Here is a 17384-nt window from a genome sequence, read left to right on the forward strand (position 1 = left end):
GAAGAAAATCCTGAAATCCATAGAAATTAAAGGTTTGGCCGATCCATATGGGGATGACAGAGATTAGAATAATCCAGTGAAACTCTGAAATAATGGGAGTTTCAGCAGTTTAACCTGAAAAGGAGATGCAACATGAATAAAGGTGAATTGGTCGATAAGGTGTCTGAAAAGGCTTCAGTGACCAAAAAACAAGCGGATGCGGTGTTGAGTGCTGCCCTGGAAGCGATTATGGAAGCGGTGTCTGAAGGTGACAAAGTGACCTTGGTTGGCTTTGGGTCGTTTGAGTCGCGGGAGCGGAAAGCACGAGAAGGACGCAATCCTAAAACTGGAGATAAAATGGAAATCCCAGCGACTAAAGTTCCTGCGTTTTCGGCCGGTAAGCTGTTTAAGGAAAGAGTAGCTCCTCCGAAAGACGAGTAAGTTTCCGATTTATTCCATTAAGTCAGTGTCTTTCCAACGTCCGGTTCATGGAGGAAATGTTGTTTGGGCAGCCTCAATTGCAGGCTGTTCACCCGATCGCCTTCTGGATTTTTCCGCTAGTATCAATCCGTTAGGCCCTCCACAATCGGCGATCGCCGCAATTACAACCCATTTGCATCGGATTACTCTGTACCCAGATCCCCAGTATTCCCAGCTACGGGAACATCTGGGGCGATTTCATCAACTGCCCCCAGAGTTCATTTGGCCGGGGAATGGGGCGGCAGAATTACTGACTTGGATTGCTCGTCAGTTTCAAGGGTGTGGCGGTGTGACGTTGCTCACTCCTGCATTTCGGGACTATGAACGAGCGCTTCAAGCTTTTGGAGTTCCCATTCAACCCTATCCCCTAAGTTGGTCTGGGTTAGCCTCTTCCCTTCCTAATTCTGCTAATCCTGGATCGGGCTTATTGCTGAATAATCCCCATAATCCGACGGGTAAATTATGGCGGCGTGAGGAGATTTTGCCGGTTTTGGATCGATTTAAGTTTGTGGTGATTGATGAGGCGTTCATGGACTTCCTAAACCCCTCAGAAGACCAAAGTTTAATCCCGCTGCTCCAAGATTATCCTCATCTGGTGATTGTGCGATCGCTCACTAAGTTTTATAGTTTACCCGGCCTGCGTCTGGGTTATGCGATCGCCCATCCAGCCTTAATTGCACAATGGCAAAACTGGCGCGATCCTTGGCCGGTGAATATCCTTGCGGAAGTAGCCGGAATTGCGGCGATCCAAGATTATGATTTTCAACGGCAAACTTGGGACTGGTTACCTCCCACCCGCGAGTATGTTTTTGAAAGGTTGCGATCGCTGCCGGGGTTCGATCCTTATCCAGGAGCGGCGAATTTCTTATTAGTCAAGGTCGATCGATCCGTTAAGAAGCTACAAGAGCGGTTATTAAAAGAACACCAGATCCTGATCCGAGACTGTGCGAGTTTTCCTGAACTGGGCGATCGCTATTTCCGCATTGCCATCCGTTCGTCCTCTGATAATCAACGCTTACTTGATGCTCTCAGCAATTAACTCAAATCTTGATTAACTCATATCAATGAAGCAATCAATTAAAAAAAGAACCCTGAGCGCTGTATCATTCCAGTTTATTAACTCTGGACTGTTGGGCTAATATGCCGTATTTGGGAGCAAATACCATGGCTAGAATGAAGAAGAGGGTCAACAGCACCACGATCGCTCCTCCTGTAGAGATATCCAGATGATAACTGACATAGGTTCCCAGGATACACGATAGCACACTGCTAGTAATGGAGAGTCCCATCATCCGATCGAAGCGATCGGTCAGTAAATAGGCTATTGCTCCTGGAGTCACGAGCATAGCAATCACCAGAATAATACCCGCCGTTTGCAAAGCCGTAACAATGGTTAGAGCCAAAACTGACAACAAGGTATAATACATCAATTGGATATTTAACCCGATCGCCTGAGCATGATTGGGATCGAAACAGAACAGCAATAAATCCTTACGTCGCAACAGAATCACCAGTAACGTTATGGTTCCTGCAATCAGGGTTTGAATAATATCACTGTTAGAAATGCCCAACACATTGCCAAACAGGATATGAAACAGATCCACATTACTGGGAATTTTGGTAATCAACACAATTCCAAAAGCAAAAAAACCGGTAAAGACTACGCCAATTACCGCATCTTCCTTTAACCGAGTTTTCGATTGCACATACCCTATCGCCACCGTTGCGCCAAATCCAAACAAGAATGCTCCCACCGCAAAGGGAATATTCAGAGCATAGGCAACCACTACTCCAGGAACTACCGCATGGGAAACCGCATCCCCCATCAGTGACCAGCCTTTGAGGGTAATATAACAGGAGAGTACAGCACAAACTAAACCGACAAAGGCACTCACCCACAACGCTCGGACTAAAAATCCATATTCTAGGGGTTCAAGGAGCCAATCTAAAACTACTAGGGAATAGGGAATAGGGAATAGGGAATAGGGAATAGTCAAGAATCGACCTCGAAATTTGGGGACAGAGAGTGCAAACTTTGTATGGGTAAACCGCCAAACGTCATCGCTAGGTTCTCTTGGGTAAAGGTTTCTGCTGTGCTTCCAGATGCCAGAATCGTCTGATTAATTAAAATTGTGCGATCGCAGAATGTGGAAATCGAGGCTAAATCGTGGGTAGAGACCAGAATTGTGTATCCTTCATCGCGCAACTGCATCAGCAAATCAACGATTCGCTTCTCCGTTTTCACATCCACCCCGGTAAATGGTTCGTCCAATAAAATCACTTTACCGTCTTGAGAGAGCGATCGCGCCAAAAATGCCCGTTTCTTTTGTCCTCCTGACAGTTCCCCAATTTGCCGATTCCGAAATTCTACCATTCCCACCCGCTCTAAACTTTCCATCACCAACCGCCGATCTTTCGCACTCGGAATTCGCAACATATTCATATAGCCATAGCGTCCCATCATCACCACATCAAAGACGCTGACCGGAAAATTCCAATCCACTTCATCTGACTGGGGAACATACGCCATTAACTGCCGCTTTTGAGCTATTTTCACCGGCATTCCACCCACCCGAATTTGTCCTTGCTTAGGAGGTAAAAAGCCCATAATGGATTTAAATAACGTCGATTTTCCGCCCCCATTGGGCCCCACTAAGGCGGTAATCGTTCCGGGTTCCACTGTACAATTGGCATTATAAATGGCCAGCCGAGCATTACTGTAAGTAACACTCAGATTATTAACAGTTATATTGAGCGGTTCAGTCAAGGATGACATCGTTTTCTCCAGTGGGTAATTATGGAATTTTCAATGGATTGATTGAGGCTTGCTCTCCCACGTGAGAGAGAGGGAAGGCAACTATAACAATCCATTTGTAATCAGTTGCACATCATATTCGAGCAACTCTAAAAATGTGGGTACAGGCCCCTCTGCTGTAGACAAGGAATCAACATAAAGATTGCCGCCAAACGTTGCGCCTGTGGTTTCCGCCACTTGCTTTTGTCCTTTATCATTCACCGTCGTTTCACAAAAAATTGCGGGAATTTGCTTACTTTTGACTCGATCGATCACCCCTTTAACTTGTTTGGGCGTAAACTGTTGCTCGGAATTAATCGGCCAGATATAAATTTCATTCATCCCGTAATCCCGTGCCAGATAAGAAAAAGCGCCTTCACAGGTAACTAAGTAACGTTGATTTTTGGGGACTTTTTCTATAGCTTCGCGCAGTTTTTGGTCAATGACTTTGAGCTTTTCACTATAAGCTGCTGCATTAGTATTATAGGTTTCGGCGTTGTCTGGATCGAGGGTAACAAACGCTTGGCGGATATTTTCCACATAAATTAGGGCATTTTGGGGAGACATCCAAGCATGAGGATTGGGTTTGTCGATGTAGGGGCCTTCAGCAATGGGAATGGGTTCAATACCTTCAGTTAAGAGGACAGAGGGCACATTTTCCAGGTTGCCTAAAAATTGCTCAAACCACCGCTCTAGATTCATGCCGTTATATAAAATCAGGTCAGCGTTTTGTGCTTTGATGAGGTCGCTGGGGGTGGGTTCGTAACCGTGAATTTCTGCACCGATGCGGGTAATGGACTCGACCGTTAGTTGATCCCCGGCAACGTTTTGGGCAATATCAGCAAGAACGCTAAAGGTGGTGAGGACTTTCTTTTTATTTTCGGTTTCTCCAATGGTAGAGCTTGGATTTTCAGGAGTTTGCTCTAAGGTTGTATTGCTGTCTATACCTGCACAGCTTGTCAGACCTAGGGTGAGGACTAAACTAGCGATCGCCATTAAGGTGGATGGATAGGAATAAGGCATGGAGAAATCAGCCCAGTTAATTTCATAATCGTTTCATCTTTCATATTTATATCATAATTTGCTCGGTGTGTATTTAAAAAAATTGTAGGGGCGAAAACTTTTTCGCCCCTACAGGAATCTTGGGATGGCGGTTGAATTAGCCTTTGAGCTTGCGACGCAAGATGCCGCCACCAATACCACCAACAAGAGTCACCCCTACAACCCCAGCGAGAATGTAACGATTGGCGATACGGTTACGGTTGTGGGTATGGTAAGGATGTCCCTCAAGATAGCTGATATTCTCTGATTCAATCCCTTCGCCACTCACGGGAACGATAATGTTATCCCAATGACCGCCTTCTCCAATTTCTACGGACCACTCACCGGGAATGGAGGGATCGGGTTGGAGGACAAATTCACCATTCTCATCTGTTGTGGTTTCGAGCCAAGGTGTGGTGGGGTCGTTGGGAGCGTAAACAACGACAGGGGCACCTTCAAAGGCTTCACCACTGCTAAACATCGATTGGATTTCTAGGCGATCGGACATAGACTGGTAATCTGTTTCTACGGAGTGGGCAAGGGCAACTTTGGGTAAGCTCACGATGCTCAGTAGCACGGCAGATAGGGTAAGGAAGGATTTCATTACGATACTCTCCTGTTGGTTCTGAGGGTTTTAGTCAATCTTAAAAGCAAATCACTGGCATTGGGCACATAGATACTGCTCATTGCCCATAGACCAATTCTTCGTAACATGGCTCTGTCAATCAGGATCTGATCTCCATTAAACATGGGGTGGGGGGGTGGAATGGGAGCGTCTTGAGCGCTGGAGGCGAAAAGCGAGCAAGATGTTTGCGCGACTGGCTTTACCTCATTTTTTCCCGATCGCCCCTCTTTCTTTCCATCTTGTGATTAACATCACTAAAAAGATTCTGTCAAGTCACAGAAACATTTCTTTATAATTTGTTATATTAGTTTACAACAACGAGAAACAAAGAGGTCAACCTGATGTACACAACGGTTAATCCTGAAGGACAGCTCAATAACTACGCTAACGAGCCTCAAATTTACTATGCAGACTTCCCCAGTCAAGAACAGCAGCAACGCTACATGCTCCAAGGGGCAATTTCTCTCCTCCTCACAACCGCTTTGATCCTCACTGGAATTGCTGTGAGCTAACTCTCTTCTCTCCTCTCTATACAAACGCTAGTCGAGCCGCTTAGTTAACTACTAGGTGGCTTTTCTTTTTATGAGGTAATCGGTCTTAGGTTAGCAAAGCCGATCGCACTCAAGAAAAATCCCAATTGCACGATCACAATACTGGGGCCGGAGGGCAAGTCAAATAAGGCAGAGAGGACAATTCCGCATAAAGCGGCGATCGCTCCAATAACCGCAGATAAGATCGCATAGGTGGTGAAGTTCTGAGTCATTAAGCGAGCGGAACAGGCAGGAATGACAATAAAAGCGCTCACCAGTAACACCCCGATCGCCTTGATCGCGACACCAACAACTAACGAAAGCAGCACAACGAAGGCGGTACGATGGGTTTCTACCGATACACCACGGGCGATCGCCATTGGTTCATGAAGTGTCAACATCATCTGAGTGCGCAGGGTTGAGGCAATAAATCCAATACAAACCAATAATAGGAGCGTGCTAATGATTAGATCGAAGGTTTGTAGAGCTAAAATATCCCCAAAAAGTAAGTGATTGATGCCTCCTTTGTATTCCCCGATCAGACTGAGAGTAATAATGGCAAAGGCTAAGGAGGAGGAATAAACAATATTGAGGACAGCATCTGTCCACAGTTGGGTGCGCTCTAGAAAGGTATTGACCACCAGGGCAAAGATCGCTGCAAAGGGGAGAATCACCCATGAAGGATTCAGTCCTAATAATAGCCCTAAACTTAATCCCAAGAGAGTCGAGTGTCCCAGGGCATCACTAAAAAATGAGAGTTGCCGCAAAATCGTAAAACTGCCCAACAGTCCCCCCATTGTTCCCATTAATACGCCTCCCATCAGTGCCCGTTGCATAAAGGCAAATTGGAAGAGTTCTATAGCGCGTGAGATTTCGGTTTCCATTACATTCACAATTAAACAACGTTGTGGGGGTGGGTTCACAAAAAATCTACAAAACACATCAATAACTTTACTCAACCCGCCCTCATCCTCTAAGCCCTACCCATGTTCAATTTTTAATTAATACAGCGCTTTGCTTGCGTTATGAAATACAAGCTTGAATTCTCTCTCTCCATGTACCACAACTCTATTCCCTATTCCCCAGCGCAAAGCTCTGTATTAGGATCGACAGGAATGATGATAACGAGTAAAGGCAGAACCGTAAGCGGCAATTAGATTTTCGGTACTGAGCGTGTTTTCTGGTGTCCCTTGACAGAGTAAGGTACGGTTTAGACAAAGGACGCGATCGCATTGTTTTTTCACCATATCCAAATCATGGGAAATCTGTAAAATTGCCCAATGATATTCTTGTCGCAGTTCTTCGAGGAGTTGATAAAACTCGGCTTCTCCTCGGATATCTAATCCCGCAGGGGCTTCATCTAAAATCAGTAATTTTCGGGGTCTAGCCAGACAATAAGCGAGTAAGATGCGCTTGGTTTCTCCACCGGAAAGTTGACTAATGGGTTTGTGTTTTAAATGCCAGGCATCGACCCGCGAGAGCGCTTCTCGGACGGCTTTACGGCGCTCTCGATAGCCTGACCAGGGCAACTGAAAACCGAGCCGATCCCAACCTAAGCCGACCAGTTCGGCTACTGTCATGGGCAGACGGCGATCGAAGAGAAAGTTTTGCGGTAAATAGGCGATTTGTTGACGAATTTGCGCCGGCAGTTTACCTTTAGGATTCATCGGTTTTCCTAATAGGGAAATATGACCTGATTTTCGAGGTAAGATGCCTAAAATGGCTTGAATTAGGGTGCTTTTCCCTGCTCCATTGGGTCCGATGAGGGCGGTATCTGTACCCGTAGATAAAGTAAAGGATACGTCATGGACGACCCCTGGTGTGCGATCGCGATCGACGATTAAGCCTTCAACTTCCAATACTATTTCGGTCAAGCTCGATCTCCTGGTTTCTTAAGGTTCTCTAGGCTTTTCCTGGATTAGTAGATTTTTGGACTAGGAGAGCCTGTGTAGAATGATTATCATTTTAGAGTGTCACGGGAGAAAAAACAAGGCGATCGAGAGGATATAGCGTTAGGCAATAGGTAATATCAAATCCTTAGATATGTGCTACAGATGGTTGACACTCTGGACACGGAGAAACGGGGACACGGGGATTGATATGTAGCGTGATTTTTAGGATTTGATATAATAGGCAGTTTTACCCTTCTCTTGAGGAGTCCATAGTCAAGATACGAAATAACAGAAACTGCGTTTTCTGATAGGCATTAAAATTATCATCACTGACTAAAATTAAGCTGGGACTGCCATCGGCAAAATGGGGGCCAAATGTCATCCCTTCGAGGTTATCCAAGGTAATGCCCAACTGAGCTAAATCTAAAACCAATTGTTTACGAATAGGTTTCAACTCTCCTAAATTGCCTTGAAGAGAGGATACATTAGAAATATCGCTGGCCGATCCGGTCACTGCTTGAAAGATTTTTGCTGTAACTACAGAGCCATTAAAAGAGCGCTCTAGGGTGAGAAAATGTCCGGGTTCATCTAAGGCTAAAATTTCTGTTAATCCTTGGGCGATGATATCTGGTTCAGGTGTATCGAGTTCATAGAAATGTTCGGAAACTAACAGGGGTGGCCCTTCACTGAGTAGATAATGCATCCACCGCACTCTAGTATTCACTAATTCTTTGGGTTCTGGATCTCGATCTTGGATTAAGGCGGCTTCTGTAGCAACAAATACGCGTAAAGGTTCGCCAGTTGTGGGAACGAGGCCGATGGGGTTGGTGGTTAAGGACTCAAACCCTAGGTTATTTTGTACTCCTTTTTGTTCTTCTTTTCCTGAAGTATCAGGGATATAGCGTTGAGGAATGGGGAGCTGATTGAGCCATTGTCCTGTTTGCCGGTCATATTCAGCGATCGCCGGGGGGATCTGTTGGTTTGCAACCCCTTCACTGGCAATGAGTAGGGTTCGGTTGGGAGTGAGAGCTAACCCTTCTGGATCGAGGCTACCTTCTGCATATGGCGTACCTTCCGGGGTTTTTAAGGCAGTAACGGTTTCTACATCAATTTCAAAGGGGTCAAGACTCAGATTCAAGGTATAAAAGCGAGCGGGGCCGTGGAAACTGCGGTCATCCGAAAGAGCATAGAGGCGATCGCGTTGGCGATCGTAGGCGATCGCTGATAACCCACCCACGATGGTTTCCTGAAACTCCTGTTTGGGTAGGGTGACTTCTCCCACCCATTCCAAAGATAAGGGTAAAAACAGCCGATCTTGGGCACTCACTTGCGGTAGACTACAACCGGTCAGCAACCCAAGCAGACAGCAACCGAAGACAAAAAGGGGAACTAAGAAGCGTTTCATTCGGGCAAAACTCATATAGCACTTTGTGCTAGGGAATAGGGAATGGGGAATAGGGAATAGGATTGTGGTACATGGCTTTGGGAATTCAACAGCTTACTCTATAAAAGCACAAAGTGCTGTATCAATTAACCATTATAGCGATCCTTTTTTCTATAGCAGTGAATCAGTTGCTGAGGACGGTTAGGTTATTGTTTATAGTAAAGTGTCCTAACTCTCCCTTCCCCTGCTATAACTCATCTTCTAACCCTGGTCGAGCCATGGGAGCAACCCTTACTTTACTCACATAGCGCAACATCATCGCCCCAGCAACCGCTACAATTAAGCTCATCCAACCGACTCCCTGATTCAAGAGTAAAAAGCCGCCTACAGCAAACATCGCACCAAATAAGAGCAATGTGGCTGCACTGATTTTGAGTAAATCTTGGGGTAAGCTTTGTGCCGGTTTCAAGCCCGTGCGCGATCGCTGCCGTCGCCATCCAGGACCGCCAGGGCGCACTAACCGATAGAATTCATCTAAGGTTTGATCTGATTCTGGTGCCGTTAACAACATGGCAGCTATCCAGCAAATTCCACTAATCCCAGCCGTCACCAGTAATCGCAAGCCAAAATCTTTAATGGTTAATAGAGGTACAACACTGGTGGTTAATCCTATGATAAATCCACCGACCATCGAGGCTAATTCCGCTGCGGCATTAATGCGCCACCAAAACCAGCGTAGAATCAAGACTAATCCGGGCCCTGTACCGATCGCAATCACTAATCGAAATACGGTGGCTACATCTTGGGCATAGAACGCGGCGATCGCCCCTAAAACGGTTACCATAACCGAAGACATACGACCGACTAAGACTAACTCCGACTGGGTAGAGTCAGGACGGAAAAAGCGTAAATATAAATCATTGGTTAAATAGGATGCGCCCCAGTTAATGGAGGTTGAAACCGTACTCATAAACGCTGCCAGCAAGGAAGCCACCACTAATCCCAACATCGCTGGAGGCAAGAAATCGAGCATTAATTTTGGATAGCCCAGCTCCGGATCTTCCAAATTGGGATAAACCACTAGAGCCACCAGAGCAACTAAAATCCAAGGCCAAGTCCGCACCCCATAATGCAGAATATTGAAAAACCAGGCCGCTTTTTCCGCTTCTGCTTCATTTTTTGAGGCTAATAATCGTTGGATAAATTCGCCACCCCCGTCACTACGACGAAACGCCCACCACTGAATCAACAAATACGCTCCAAACGTACTTAAGCTGAGACTGGCGGTTTCCGTATTCAGAGGAAAAAAGGCTAAGATATCCGTATCTGTGCGCTCTTGCACGAGGGGAATTAACTCGTGAATGCCGCCCACATGACTCACTGCGATCGCGGCAACGGCGATCGCCCCAAATAACCCGAGAAAAAACTGGAAAAAATCCGTCGCCACCACCCCCCAAAGTCCAGAAATTCCGGCATAGAATAGCACAAATAAACTCACCCCTACCACACTCCAGAGTTTAAGGTTCTCTGCCGGTTCTATGCCCAAACTTTGCCATAATTCCAGGGCATCAATCACTTTCACCATCGCCAACATCGCGTAGCCAATGCCAATACAATTAATCGGAACTGCAAACAAAAAAGCCTTCACTGCTCGTAGAATGGCTGCCATCGATCCCCCATAGCGAATTTCCGTTAACTGGGCATCCGTAACCACTCCCGATCTGCGCCACATCCGGGCAAAGATATAAATCATCACCACATGAGCCATACCAAAGCTCCACCATTCCCAGTTTCCCGCAACCCCTCGACTGGCAACCACTCCAGCAATGTAGAGGGGAGTATCAATAGAAAAAGTAGTCGCTGCCATACTGGTTCCGGAGAGCCACCAAGGGAGCGATCGCCCCGATACAAAAAATGCCTCCAGTCCCTCCGAGGCTTTTCCTGATAGATATAACCCTAATCCTAACGTTAAGAGCAAATACAACAGAACAATCAACCAATCAATGGCAGCCATACCCTTCCTATAACATCGGCGCTCTTATCTTACGGCTAATTCTGCGCGATCGCCCCTTGAGTTTTGGGCATAATTGCTAGGATCGCTATTTTATCGGCTCATTTAGGGTATCCCTTATGTCTCTAGGGGAGAACTAGGAGGCAATTTGCACCCAACCTAGACTGAAAAATATAGGTAACGATTATTGAACGACTAGGTTATGACGTTTGAAAATACCAATCGTTTGTTCTAATAATTCCTGGGAAGGAGGTTCAGTGTTCTTGAGTTGATAATCATAGCCGAGTTGTTGCCATTTGTATTCTCCCATTTTATGGAAGGGTAAAATTTCAACTTTTTCTACATTCTCAAAAAGAGCCACAAATTCAGCTAGTCCATTAACATTATTAAAAGCATCTGTCAACCCAGGGACTAACACAAATCTGATCCATGTTGGCTTCTGAATTTTGTTGAGATATCGAGCAAAATCAAGCGTTGGCTCAATAGAAACATGGGTTACTTTTTTGTAAATTTGAGGATCGAAAGATTTGATATCTAATAAGACTAAATCCGTATAGTCTAAAACCGATTTAGCCATCTCTACATTGATGTACCCGGATGTATCTAAAGCAGTATGAACTCCAATCTGGCGACATCTTTGAAAAATTTCTTTAACAAACTCAGGTTGCATCAAAGGCTCACCTCCAGTCACCGTTACACCGCCACCAGAAAATTGAAAGTAAGACCGATATTTCTCAATTTCTACCATCAATTCATCAACAGATATTGCTTCTCCATCTTCAATACAACGAGAATCAGGATTATGGCAGTATAAACACCGTAAAGGACAACCTTTTGTAAAAATCACAAATCGAATTCCAGGACCATCGACTGTCCCACAAGTCTCTATTGAATGAATAATACCTGTCGATCCCATATAATTAGTGATGATAACGTTGACCGCTTAAACTTAACTTCATACAATTATCCCCATCCTTATTGTTAGCATAGGATGGGGATTGGCGATCGCAGCTTAAGTTTACAGTTGACTGTGGAATGTGCGGTTAATCACATCCAATTGTTGTTCGCGGCTTAGTTTAATGAAATTGACGGCATAACCAGATACTCGAATCGTCAACTGAGGATATTCTTCAGGATGGTTCATTGCATCGACTAAGGTGTCTCGATTGAGAACGTTAACATTGATATGATGCCCCGTGTCGTGGAAATAACCATCTAGCATTCCGACCAAATTATTGACTTTCCCATCGTCAGTTGTCCCTAAGGCTTGAGGCACAATTGAAAAAGTGTATGAAATCCCATCTTGAGCATGTTCATAGGGTAATTTGGCAATGGAAGCCATAGAAGCAATCGCCCCTTTAGTATCTTGTCCGTGCATCGGATTGGCTCCAGGAGCAAAGGGTTCTCCTGCCTTTCGTCCATCCGGTGTACTGCCCGTCTTTTTACCATAAACCACGTTGGAGGTAATGGTGAGAATGGATTGGGTAGGTGTTGCCTGACGATAGGTTTTGTTTCTACGGATTTTATCCATGAAGGTCGTTAAAATACCAGAGGTAATCTGGTCAACTCGTTCGTCATTATTGCCAAATTTTGGATAATCTCCAGTCACTTCGTAGTCAATGGCTAACCCTTCTTCATTACGCAGGACTTTCACCGTCCCATATTTAATCGCTGCCAAGGCATCTCCAACTACGGATAAACCCGCCATCCCACAAGCCATTGTCCGATAAACATCGCGATCGTGCAATGCCATTTCTAAAGTTTCGTAGCAGTATTTATCATGCATATAGTGAATGACATTGAGGCTGTTAACATACAGTTTGGCTAACCAGTCCATCAAAAGGTCAAACTTAGCGGTGACTTCTTCGTAGTCTAGATATTCACCAGTAATGGCAGCATAAGGAGGGGCGATTTGCTCGCCTGTTTTTTCATCCTTACCCCCGTTAATGGCATACAGTAATGCTTTGGCGAGGTTAACTCTCGCGCCGAAAAACTGCATTTGTTTGCCAATTTTCATCGCCGAGACACAGCAAGCAATACCATAATCATCGCCAAACTCTGGACGCATCAAGTCATCATTTTCATACTGGATGGAACTGGTATCGATGGAAACCTTGGAACAATATTGTTTGAACGCGATCGGCAATTTTTCCGACCACAAAATTGTTAAATTTGGCTCAGGTGCAGGGCCTAAATTGTAGAGGGTATGCAAGAAACGGAAACTATTTTTAGTGACTAGGGGACGGCTATCAACTCCCATTCCTCCAATAACTTCTGTCACCCAAACCGGATCGGCTGCAAATAATTGGTTATATTCAGGAGTGCGTAAGAAGCGTACCATCCGCAGCTTCATCACAAATTGATCGATTAATTCTTGAACTTGAGCTTCAGAGATTTCTCCTGATTTCAAATCCCGTTCAATGTAAATATCGAGGAAATTGGAAACACGCCCCAAGGACATCGCTGCACCATTTTGCTCTTTAACCGCAGCTAAGTATCCAAAATAAGTCCATTGTATGGCCTGTTGAGCATTGGCGGCTGGATTTCCCAAATCAAAACCATAACTTGCCCCCATGATTTTCAATTTTTTAAGGGCTTTGATTTGTTCAGAGATTTCTTCTCGTAAACGAATCACTTCCTCGTCCATGACATCATATTCTAAGGAAGATAACTGTTGCTGTTTATCTTCGATTAGAAAATCAACACCATAGAGGGCAACACGGCGATAATCTCCAATGATACGTCCCCGTCCATAGGAATCAGGTAAACCGGTGATAATTCCTGAGTGGCGAGCCTTCCGCATTTGGCGGGTATAAGCATCGAAAACACCGTCATTATGGGTTTTACGATATTGAGTAAAAACGTCATGAGTTTCAGGATCTATGGTGTAACCATAGGCTTCTAAAGATTTCTCAACGACTCGAATTCCCCCAAAAGGCATGATGGCTCGTTTGAGGGGTTTGTCTGTTTGCAGTCCGACAATTTTTTCTAGGTCTTGATTGATGTAACCTGCACCATAGGCAATAATGCCAGAAGGAATTTTGGTTTCTGCATCCAAAACGCCTTTTTCGCGCTCCTGTTTCATCAATTCTTTAACTTCAGCCCAAAGTTGGTCTGTTGACTGACTTATGTTTTCCAGAAAAGATTCATCTCCCTCATAGGAGGTGTAATTTTTTTGGATAAAGTCTCTGACGTTAACTTCTTGCGCCCATGTTCCTCGTTTAAATCCTTGCCATGCTTGGTCTTGCGATGTTACTTGGCTTTGTAATTTAGATCGAGTTTGTTGAATGTCGATGTTGCTAACCATTTTTTTTGAGTGCTTTTGACTTTTTTCACACTCACCTCCTTCTTCTCTTATTTGTAGCACATTTTTTTATTATGCTCCTAATGATGCATGAATTTTCATGATTTTTTAATATCTTTTTTCTACATTAAAATTTGTTCATCCCGATTAGTTTATCTTTAAAAAACAAGATAAACTGACAAGCTAGAGATGGGAATTAATGAGTCTTTGGCTAAGTTAGATGAACAGGAATTGGGAGATCGCAACTACGGACAGAAACAATAGACTAAAGCTCGTTTCTAGCTTGGCAACGTTGTAGATGGGAGTGGTACAATACCAATTTTTTTTCCAAAGAATTAAGGCGATTTTGAGTAGGGCAATTCCAAAACTCAGGGCAGCGATCGCCGAGAGCCAGCCCAAAAACCAAAGTTCGGTAATGATAGCAGTCGCAATGAGATGATAGAGAACAGGTGGAATGAGCGATGAGGTTTTGGATTTGCGCAGTTTGACGGTAAAAATAGCACTGCTAAAAAATAGCGTGTTGAGTAGCCATAGACCGATGATAGACGTTGTCCAGGTTCCCGTTGTAGCGATGTAAGCCAATGGAACAGCCAGACAAACTGCGGCGAAAGTGATGAACTCATTAACATAGGTTTTTTGCTGACGATTTAAAACTGAAAGAGTATCGATCGCCAAGGTAACGATCGCTCCTAGATAAATCCATCGCAATAGGGGCGCTTGTAGATATAAGTAACCGCCAGTTATTAAGGCTATGCCTGCATAAATACTACTCCAAAGCAGAAATCGAGGTTTCCAACTGTGGCGCTGTTTGATTTGTAAGGTAAGGGGATGTTCGGCTTGGAACCCGGCAAAAGCACACACTAGAGCTAGAGTTGTGGAGAGAGTCCAGTGTTGAGAAGCCGCAACTCCCGTCAAAAATGAAATCACCAGCATGACATAGATACCATGATGGGGCGATAGAGTGGGGCGATACCAAAGGCGAGGTAAAGAGGTTACTGATTCTGGAACGACATTGGATTGAGAGGATGCCACAATATTAGAATCTCCTGTGTAAAGCTTGTCTTAGGCTGATAAGGTTAGCAAAAAGGCCAAGTTCGTCTGAGCCTTGAGAGAGTGAGGAGCATGGGCAGGCATGACGACGAAGACTCCGGTTTCCAGTTCAATCTCCTCGCCCTCTAGCGTCAAAGTTCCTTTTCCTTCCAATACGCTGATGGTGGCATTGCGAACAGCAGTATGTTCGGAAATTCCCGTATTTGCTGCTAGACAAAACAGGGTGTATTTACAGCAATCATCTTGGAGTACAACTTTGCTTAATATCCCTGCTTCGGGGTATTCAATAACATCAGGTAATTTTAGGTATGAGGAGGCAATGTTGAGTAGAGTGGTTGTCATGGGTTTTCCTCTAGGGGCGTTGAGCGCACAAAACGATGTATCCTAAATCATCTTTATATTCTTGGAAGACTTGCCGCATCTGCAAGATTCGCGATCGCAGTTGGGGATCGATCGACATATTCCAGGTAATTTTCATCGTGCCGAGCCAGCCTTCATCATGGAGCATTTGTTTGGGATTGAGCAAACCCATGGCACCAGTTTGATGAAACTGCACTTGTAGTCCTGCACTTTCACAGGCTTGAACCCACTCAATTTGGGTGAGTGGGTTGGCATTGACGCGAATCGCGGAAGATAATGCCTGACGAATTTCGCTGTTTTGACTGCATACGAGCAGTTCGTGGGATAGAAAGCGTCCACCAGGACGTAGGCGATTTCGCACTCCTCTGAGAATTTTGGCTTTAGCCGATGGAGATTGCATAGTCAAAATGGCTTCGGCTAGCACAAAATCAAATTCACCTGGAACCCGATCTAAGTTGAAAATATCGCCTTCTATGACGCTCACTCGATCCTTAGCTCCAGCAGCAACAATGTTAGCTTGGGCTGTTGCCACACTGTCAGTATTTCTTTCAATCCCGATGACCTTAACTGGGTGCTTTTTAGCTAAGGCGATCGCGCTATGCCCAAAACTAGCGGCTAACTCCAGTACGCTATCGCCTGGCTGAAAATTGGCCGCTGCCAACAACCTATCCGTTGCAGCTCGTCCACCAGGACGTAGAAGCTTTTTTCCTGCCTTTGCTAACACCTGATGTCCAGGAGCTGTTTTTAAGTTCAGTACTTTTTGCGACATAACTTAGGGGTGGGGTGAATTTAATGCAAATTTTTATCAATAGATTACAATCTAATTGTAGTACAAAAGCTTGAGGTATCGGGTTTAGCTTTATATTTTTTTAATCAATCTCTGCTTCACCCTGGGCTGAGTTAGGGACGTTTGTCCCATTTTCCCTGTAATCCATACAGAGATTGCCTTTCGACTCTTCTTCACTGGGATGAATTCTAGTTTCTAACACGGATTCGTCCGTCTGCCAGATCTATGGATTAGCAATAACCTTGAATGATCTATAAAGTTTAATGAGAATATTTATGAATAGATAGATCGCCCAGGAAAAGTGTAGAACCAAGTTTCCTTGCATCAAATCCCAAAACGCTGTATTATTGATTGATTCGACTGAGAAAGGATTTCAGGCGATCGCTCTTAGGTTGGGAAAATAGCTCTTGAGGATCGCCAGATTCTTCGATAATGCCTTGGTGGAAGAACAAAACTTTATTGGAAACTTCCCGCGCAAACTGCATTTCATGGGTCACCACCACCATAGTCATTCCCTCTTGAGCGAGTTGCTTCATCACGCTGAGAACTTCCCCAACCAACTCTGGATCGAGGGCACTTGTCGGTTCGTCAAACAGGAGAATACTAGGGTTCATGCATAAGCTACGGGCGATCGCCACCCGTTGTTTTTGTCCCCCTGAAAGTTGTTCTGGATAAAACTGAGCTTTATTGCCTAAACCCACCTTTTCTAAGTAATGGATTGCTCGCTCTCGACCTTCTGATTCCGACTGTTTCAAAACCTTCAGAGGGGCAAGCATCAAGTTTTGTAAAACCGTTAAATGGGGAAACAGATTGAAGTGCTGAAAGACCATCCCCACTCGACTTCGGAGTTGACGCAGCGTCGCTTGACTGACTTGCGCATGGGACAGATCGATCCCCATCACTTCTAAGCGTCCTTTATTAATAGACTCTAGACGATTTAAGCACCGTAAAAAGGTTGTCTTGCCACATCCAGAAGGGCCAATTACCGAAACCACATCCCCTTCAGATAAAGTGGTCGTTACCCCTTTTAGCACTTCAAGGTCGTCAAAACTTTTATGCAAGTCTTCACATGCCATTACGGGAGTTGCTGAATTAACCATCGTTTTTGAACCATCTTTAGGGGGATTGAGTTTAGAGTATCTAAACC

Annotated in this window: 17 protein-coding genes; 3 read left to right on the forward strand and 14 right to left on the reverse strand. The window is 44.8% G+C overall.

Going from position 1 to position 17384, the window contains the following annotated elements:
- The first annotated feature begins 132 nt into the window (after window positions 1–132).
- Window positions 133–420, forward strand: a complete 288-nt coding sequence (locus J7545_RS10160; RefSeq protein WP_271944720.1) for an HU family DNA-binding protein — start codon at window positions 133–135, stop codon at window positions 418–420.
- Between the two features lie 25 nt (window positions 421–445).
- The gene (gene cobD, locus J7545_RS10165; RefSeq protein WP_318698635.1) at window positions 446–1498 is read left to right on the forward strand and encodes a threonine-phosphate decarboxylase CobD; all 1053 of its coding nucleotides are present in this window, start codon (window positions 446–448) and stop codon (window positions 1496–1498) included.
- A gap of 64 nt (window positions 1499–1562) precedes the next feature.
- Here the strand turns inward: cobD and J7545_RS10170 are convergent, their stop codons facing one another.
- From J7545_RS10170 to J7545_RS10185, 4 genes are all read right to left on the reverse strand, one after another.
- Window positions 1563–2456, reverse strand: coding sequence for a metal ABC transporter permease (locus tag J7545_RS10170; RefSeq protein WP_318698636.1), 894 nt, complete (start codon window positions 2454–2456; stop codon window positions 1563–1565).
- Window positions 2453–3235 (reverse strand): metal ABC transporter ATP-binding protein, encoded by a 783-nt coding sequence (locus J7545_RS10175; protein WP_318698637.1) that lies wholly within the window; start codon window positions 3233–3235, stop codon window positions 2453–2455. The genes J7545_RS10170 and J7545_RS10175 overlap by 4 nt, the downstream gene beginning before the upstream one ends.
- Before the next feature lie 81 nt (window positions 3236–3316).
- Complete coding sequence (locus J7545_RS10180; protein WP_318698638.1) at window positions 3317–4276, reverse strand: metal ABC transporter substrate-binding protein; 960 nt, start codon at window positions 4274–4276, stop codon at window positions 3317–3319.
- A gap of 136 nt (window positions 4277–4412) precedes the next feature.
- Window positions 4413–4898, reverse strand: a complete 486-nt coding sequence (locus J7545_RS10185; protein WP_318698639.1) for a carboxypeptidase-like regulatory domain-containing protein — start codon at window positions 4896–4898, stop codon at window positions 4413–4415.
- Window positions 4899–5260: 362 nt separating this feature from the next.
- On the opposite strand from J7545_RS10185, the gene psb34 reads away from it, so the two are divergent.
- Entirely contained in the window at window positions 5261–5431 is a 171-nt protein-coding gene (psb34, locus tag J7545_RS10190; RefSeq protein ID WP_318698640.1) for a photosystem II assembly protein Psb34, read from the forward strand.
- A gap of 68 nt (window positions 5432–5499) precedes the next feature.
- On the opposite strand, the gene J7545_RS10195 is transcribed toward psb34, so the two are convergent.
- The 10 genes from J7545_RS10195 to J7545_RS10240 form a co-directional block, all read right to left on the reverse strand.
- Window positions 5500–6333: a metal ABC transporter permease gene (locus J7545_RS10195; RefSeq protein WP_318698641.1), complete on the reverse strand. Its 834-nt coding sequence runs from the start codon at window positions 6331–6333 to the stop codon at window positions 5500–5502.
- Between the two features lie 216 nt (window positions 6334–6549).
- Window positions 6550–7323 (reverse strand): metal ABC transporter ATP-binding protein, encoded by a 774-nt coding sequence (locus J7545_RS10200; protein ID WP_318698642.1) that lies wholly within the window; start codon window positions 7321–7323, stop codon window positions 6550–6552.
- Window positions 7324–7588: 265 nt separating this feature from the next.
- Complete coding sequence (locus J7545_RS10205; RefSeq protein ID WP_318719522.1) at window positions 7589–8761, reverse strand: esterase-like activity of phytase family protein; 1173 nt, start codon at window positions 8759–8761, stop codon at window positions 7589–7591.
- Window positions 8762–8972: 211 nt separating this feature from the next.
- The gene (locus tag J7545_RS10210; RefSeq protein WP_318698645.1) at window positions 8973–10739 is read right to left on the reverse strand and encodes a sodium:solute symporter family protein; all 1767 of its coding nucleotides are present in this window, start codon (window positions 10737–10739) and stop codon (window positions 8973–8975) included.
- Window positions 10740–10920: 181 nt separating this feature from the next.
- Window positions 10921–11652: a pyruvate formate-lyase-activating protein gene (gene pflA / locus J7545_RS10215; protein ID WP_318698646.1), complete on the reverse strand. Its 732-nt coding sequence runs from the start codon at window positions 11650–11652 to the stop codon at window positions 10921–10923.
- Window positions 11653–11754: 102 nt separating this feature from the next.
- Entirely contained in the window at window positions 11755–14043 is a 2289-nt protein-coding gene (pflB, locus tag J7545_RS10220) for a formate C-acetyltransferase (RefSeq protein ID WP_318698647.1), read from the reverse strand.
- 213 nt (window positions 14044–14256) lie between these two features.
- Entirely contained in the window at window positions 14257–15072 is an 816-nt protein-coding gene (locus J7545_RS10225; RefSeq protein ID WP_318719523.1) for a YwiC-like family protein, read from the reverse strand.
- Window positions 15073–15102: 30 nt separating this feature from the next.
- Window positions 15103–15432, reverse strand: a complete 330-nt coding sequence (locus tag J7545_RS10230; protein ID WP_318698651.1) for a cupin domain-containing protein — start codon at window positions 15430–15432, stop codon at window positions 15103–15105.
- Window positions 15433–15442: 10 nt separating this feature from the next.
- The gene (locus J7545_RS10235; RefSeq protein WP_318698652.1) at window positions 15443–16219 is read right to left on the reverse strand and encodes a class I SAM-dependent methyltransferase; all 777 of its coding nucleotides are present in this window, start codon (window positions 16217–16219) and stop codon (window positions 15443–15445) included.
- Window positions 16220–16581: 362 nt separating this feature from the next.
- A complete protein-coding gene (locus J7545_RS10240; RefSeq protein ID WP_318698653.1) occupies window positions 16582–17337 on the reverse strand; it encodes an amino acid ABC transporter ATP-binding protein in 756 nt (251 codons plus the stop codon).
- Window positions 17338–17384 lie beyond the last annotated feature (47 nt).

The organism is Roseofilum sp. SBFL (assembly GCF_017746885.1).
In the GTDB taxonomy this organism is placed as follows: Bacteria; Cyanobacteriota; Cyanobacteriia; order Cyanobacteriales; family Desertifilaceae; genus Roseofilum.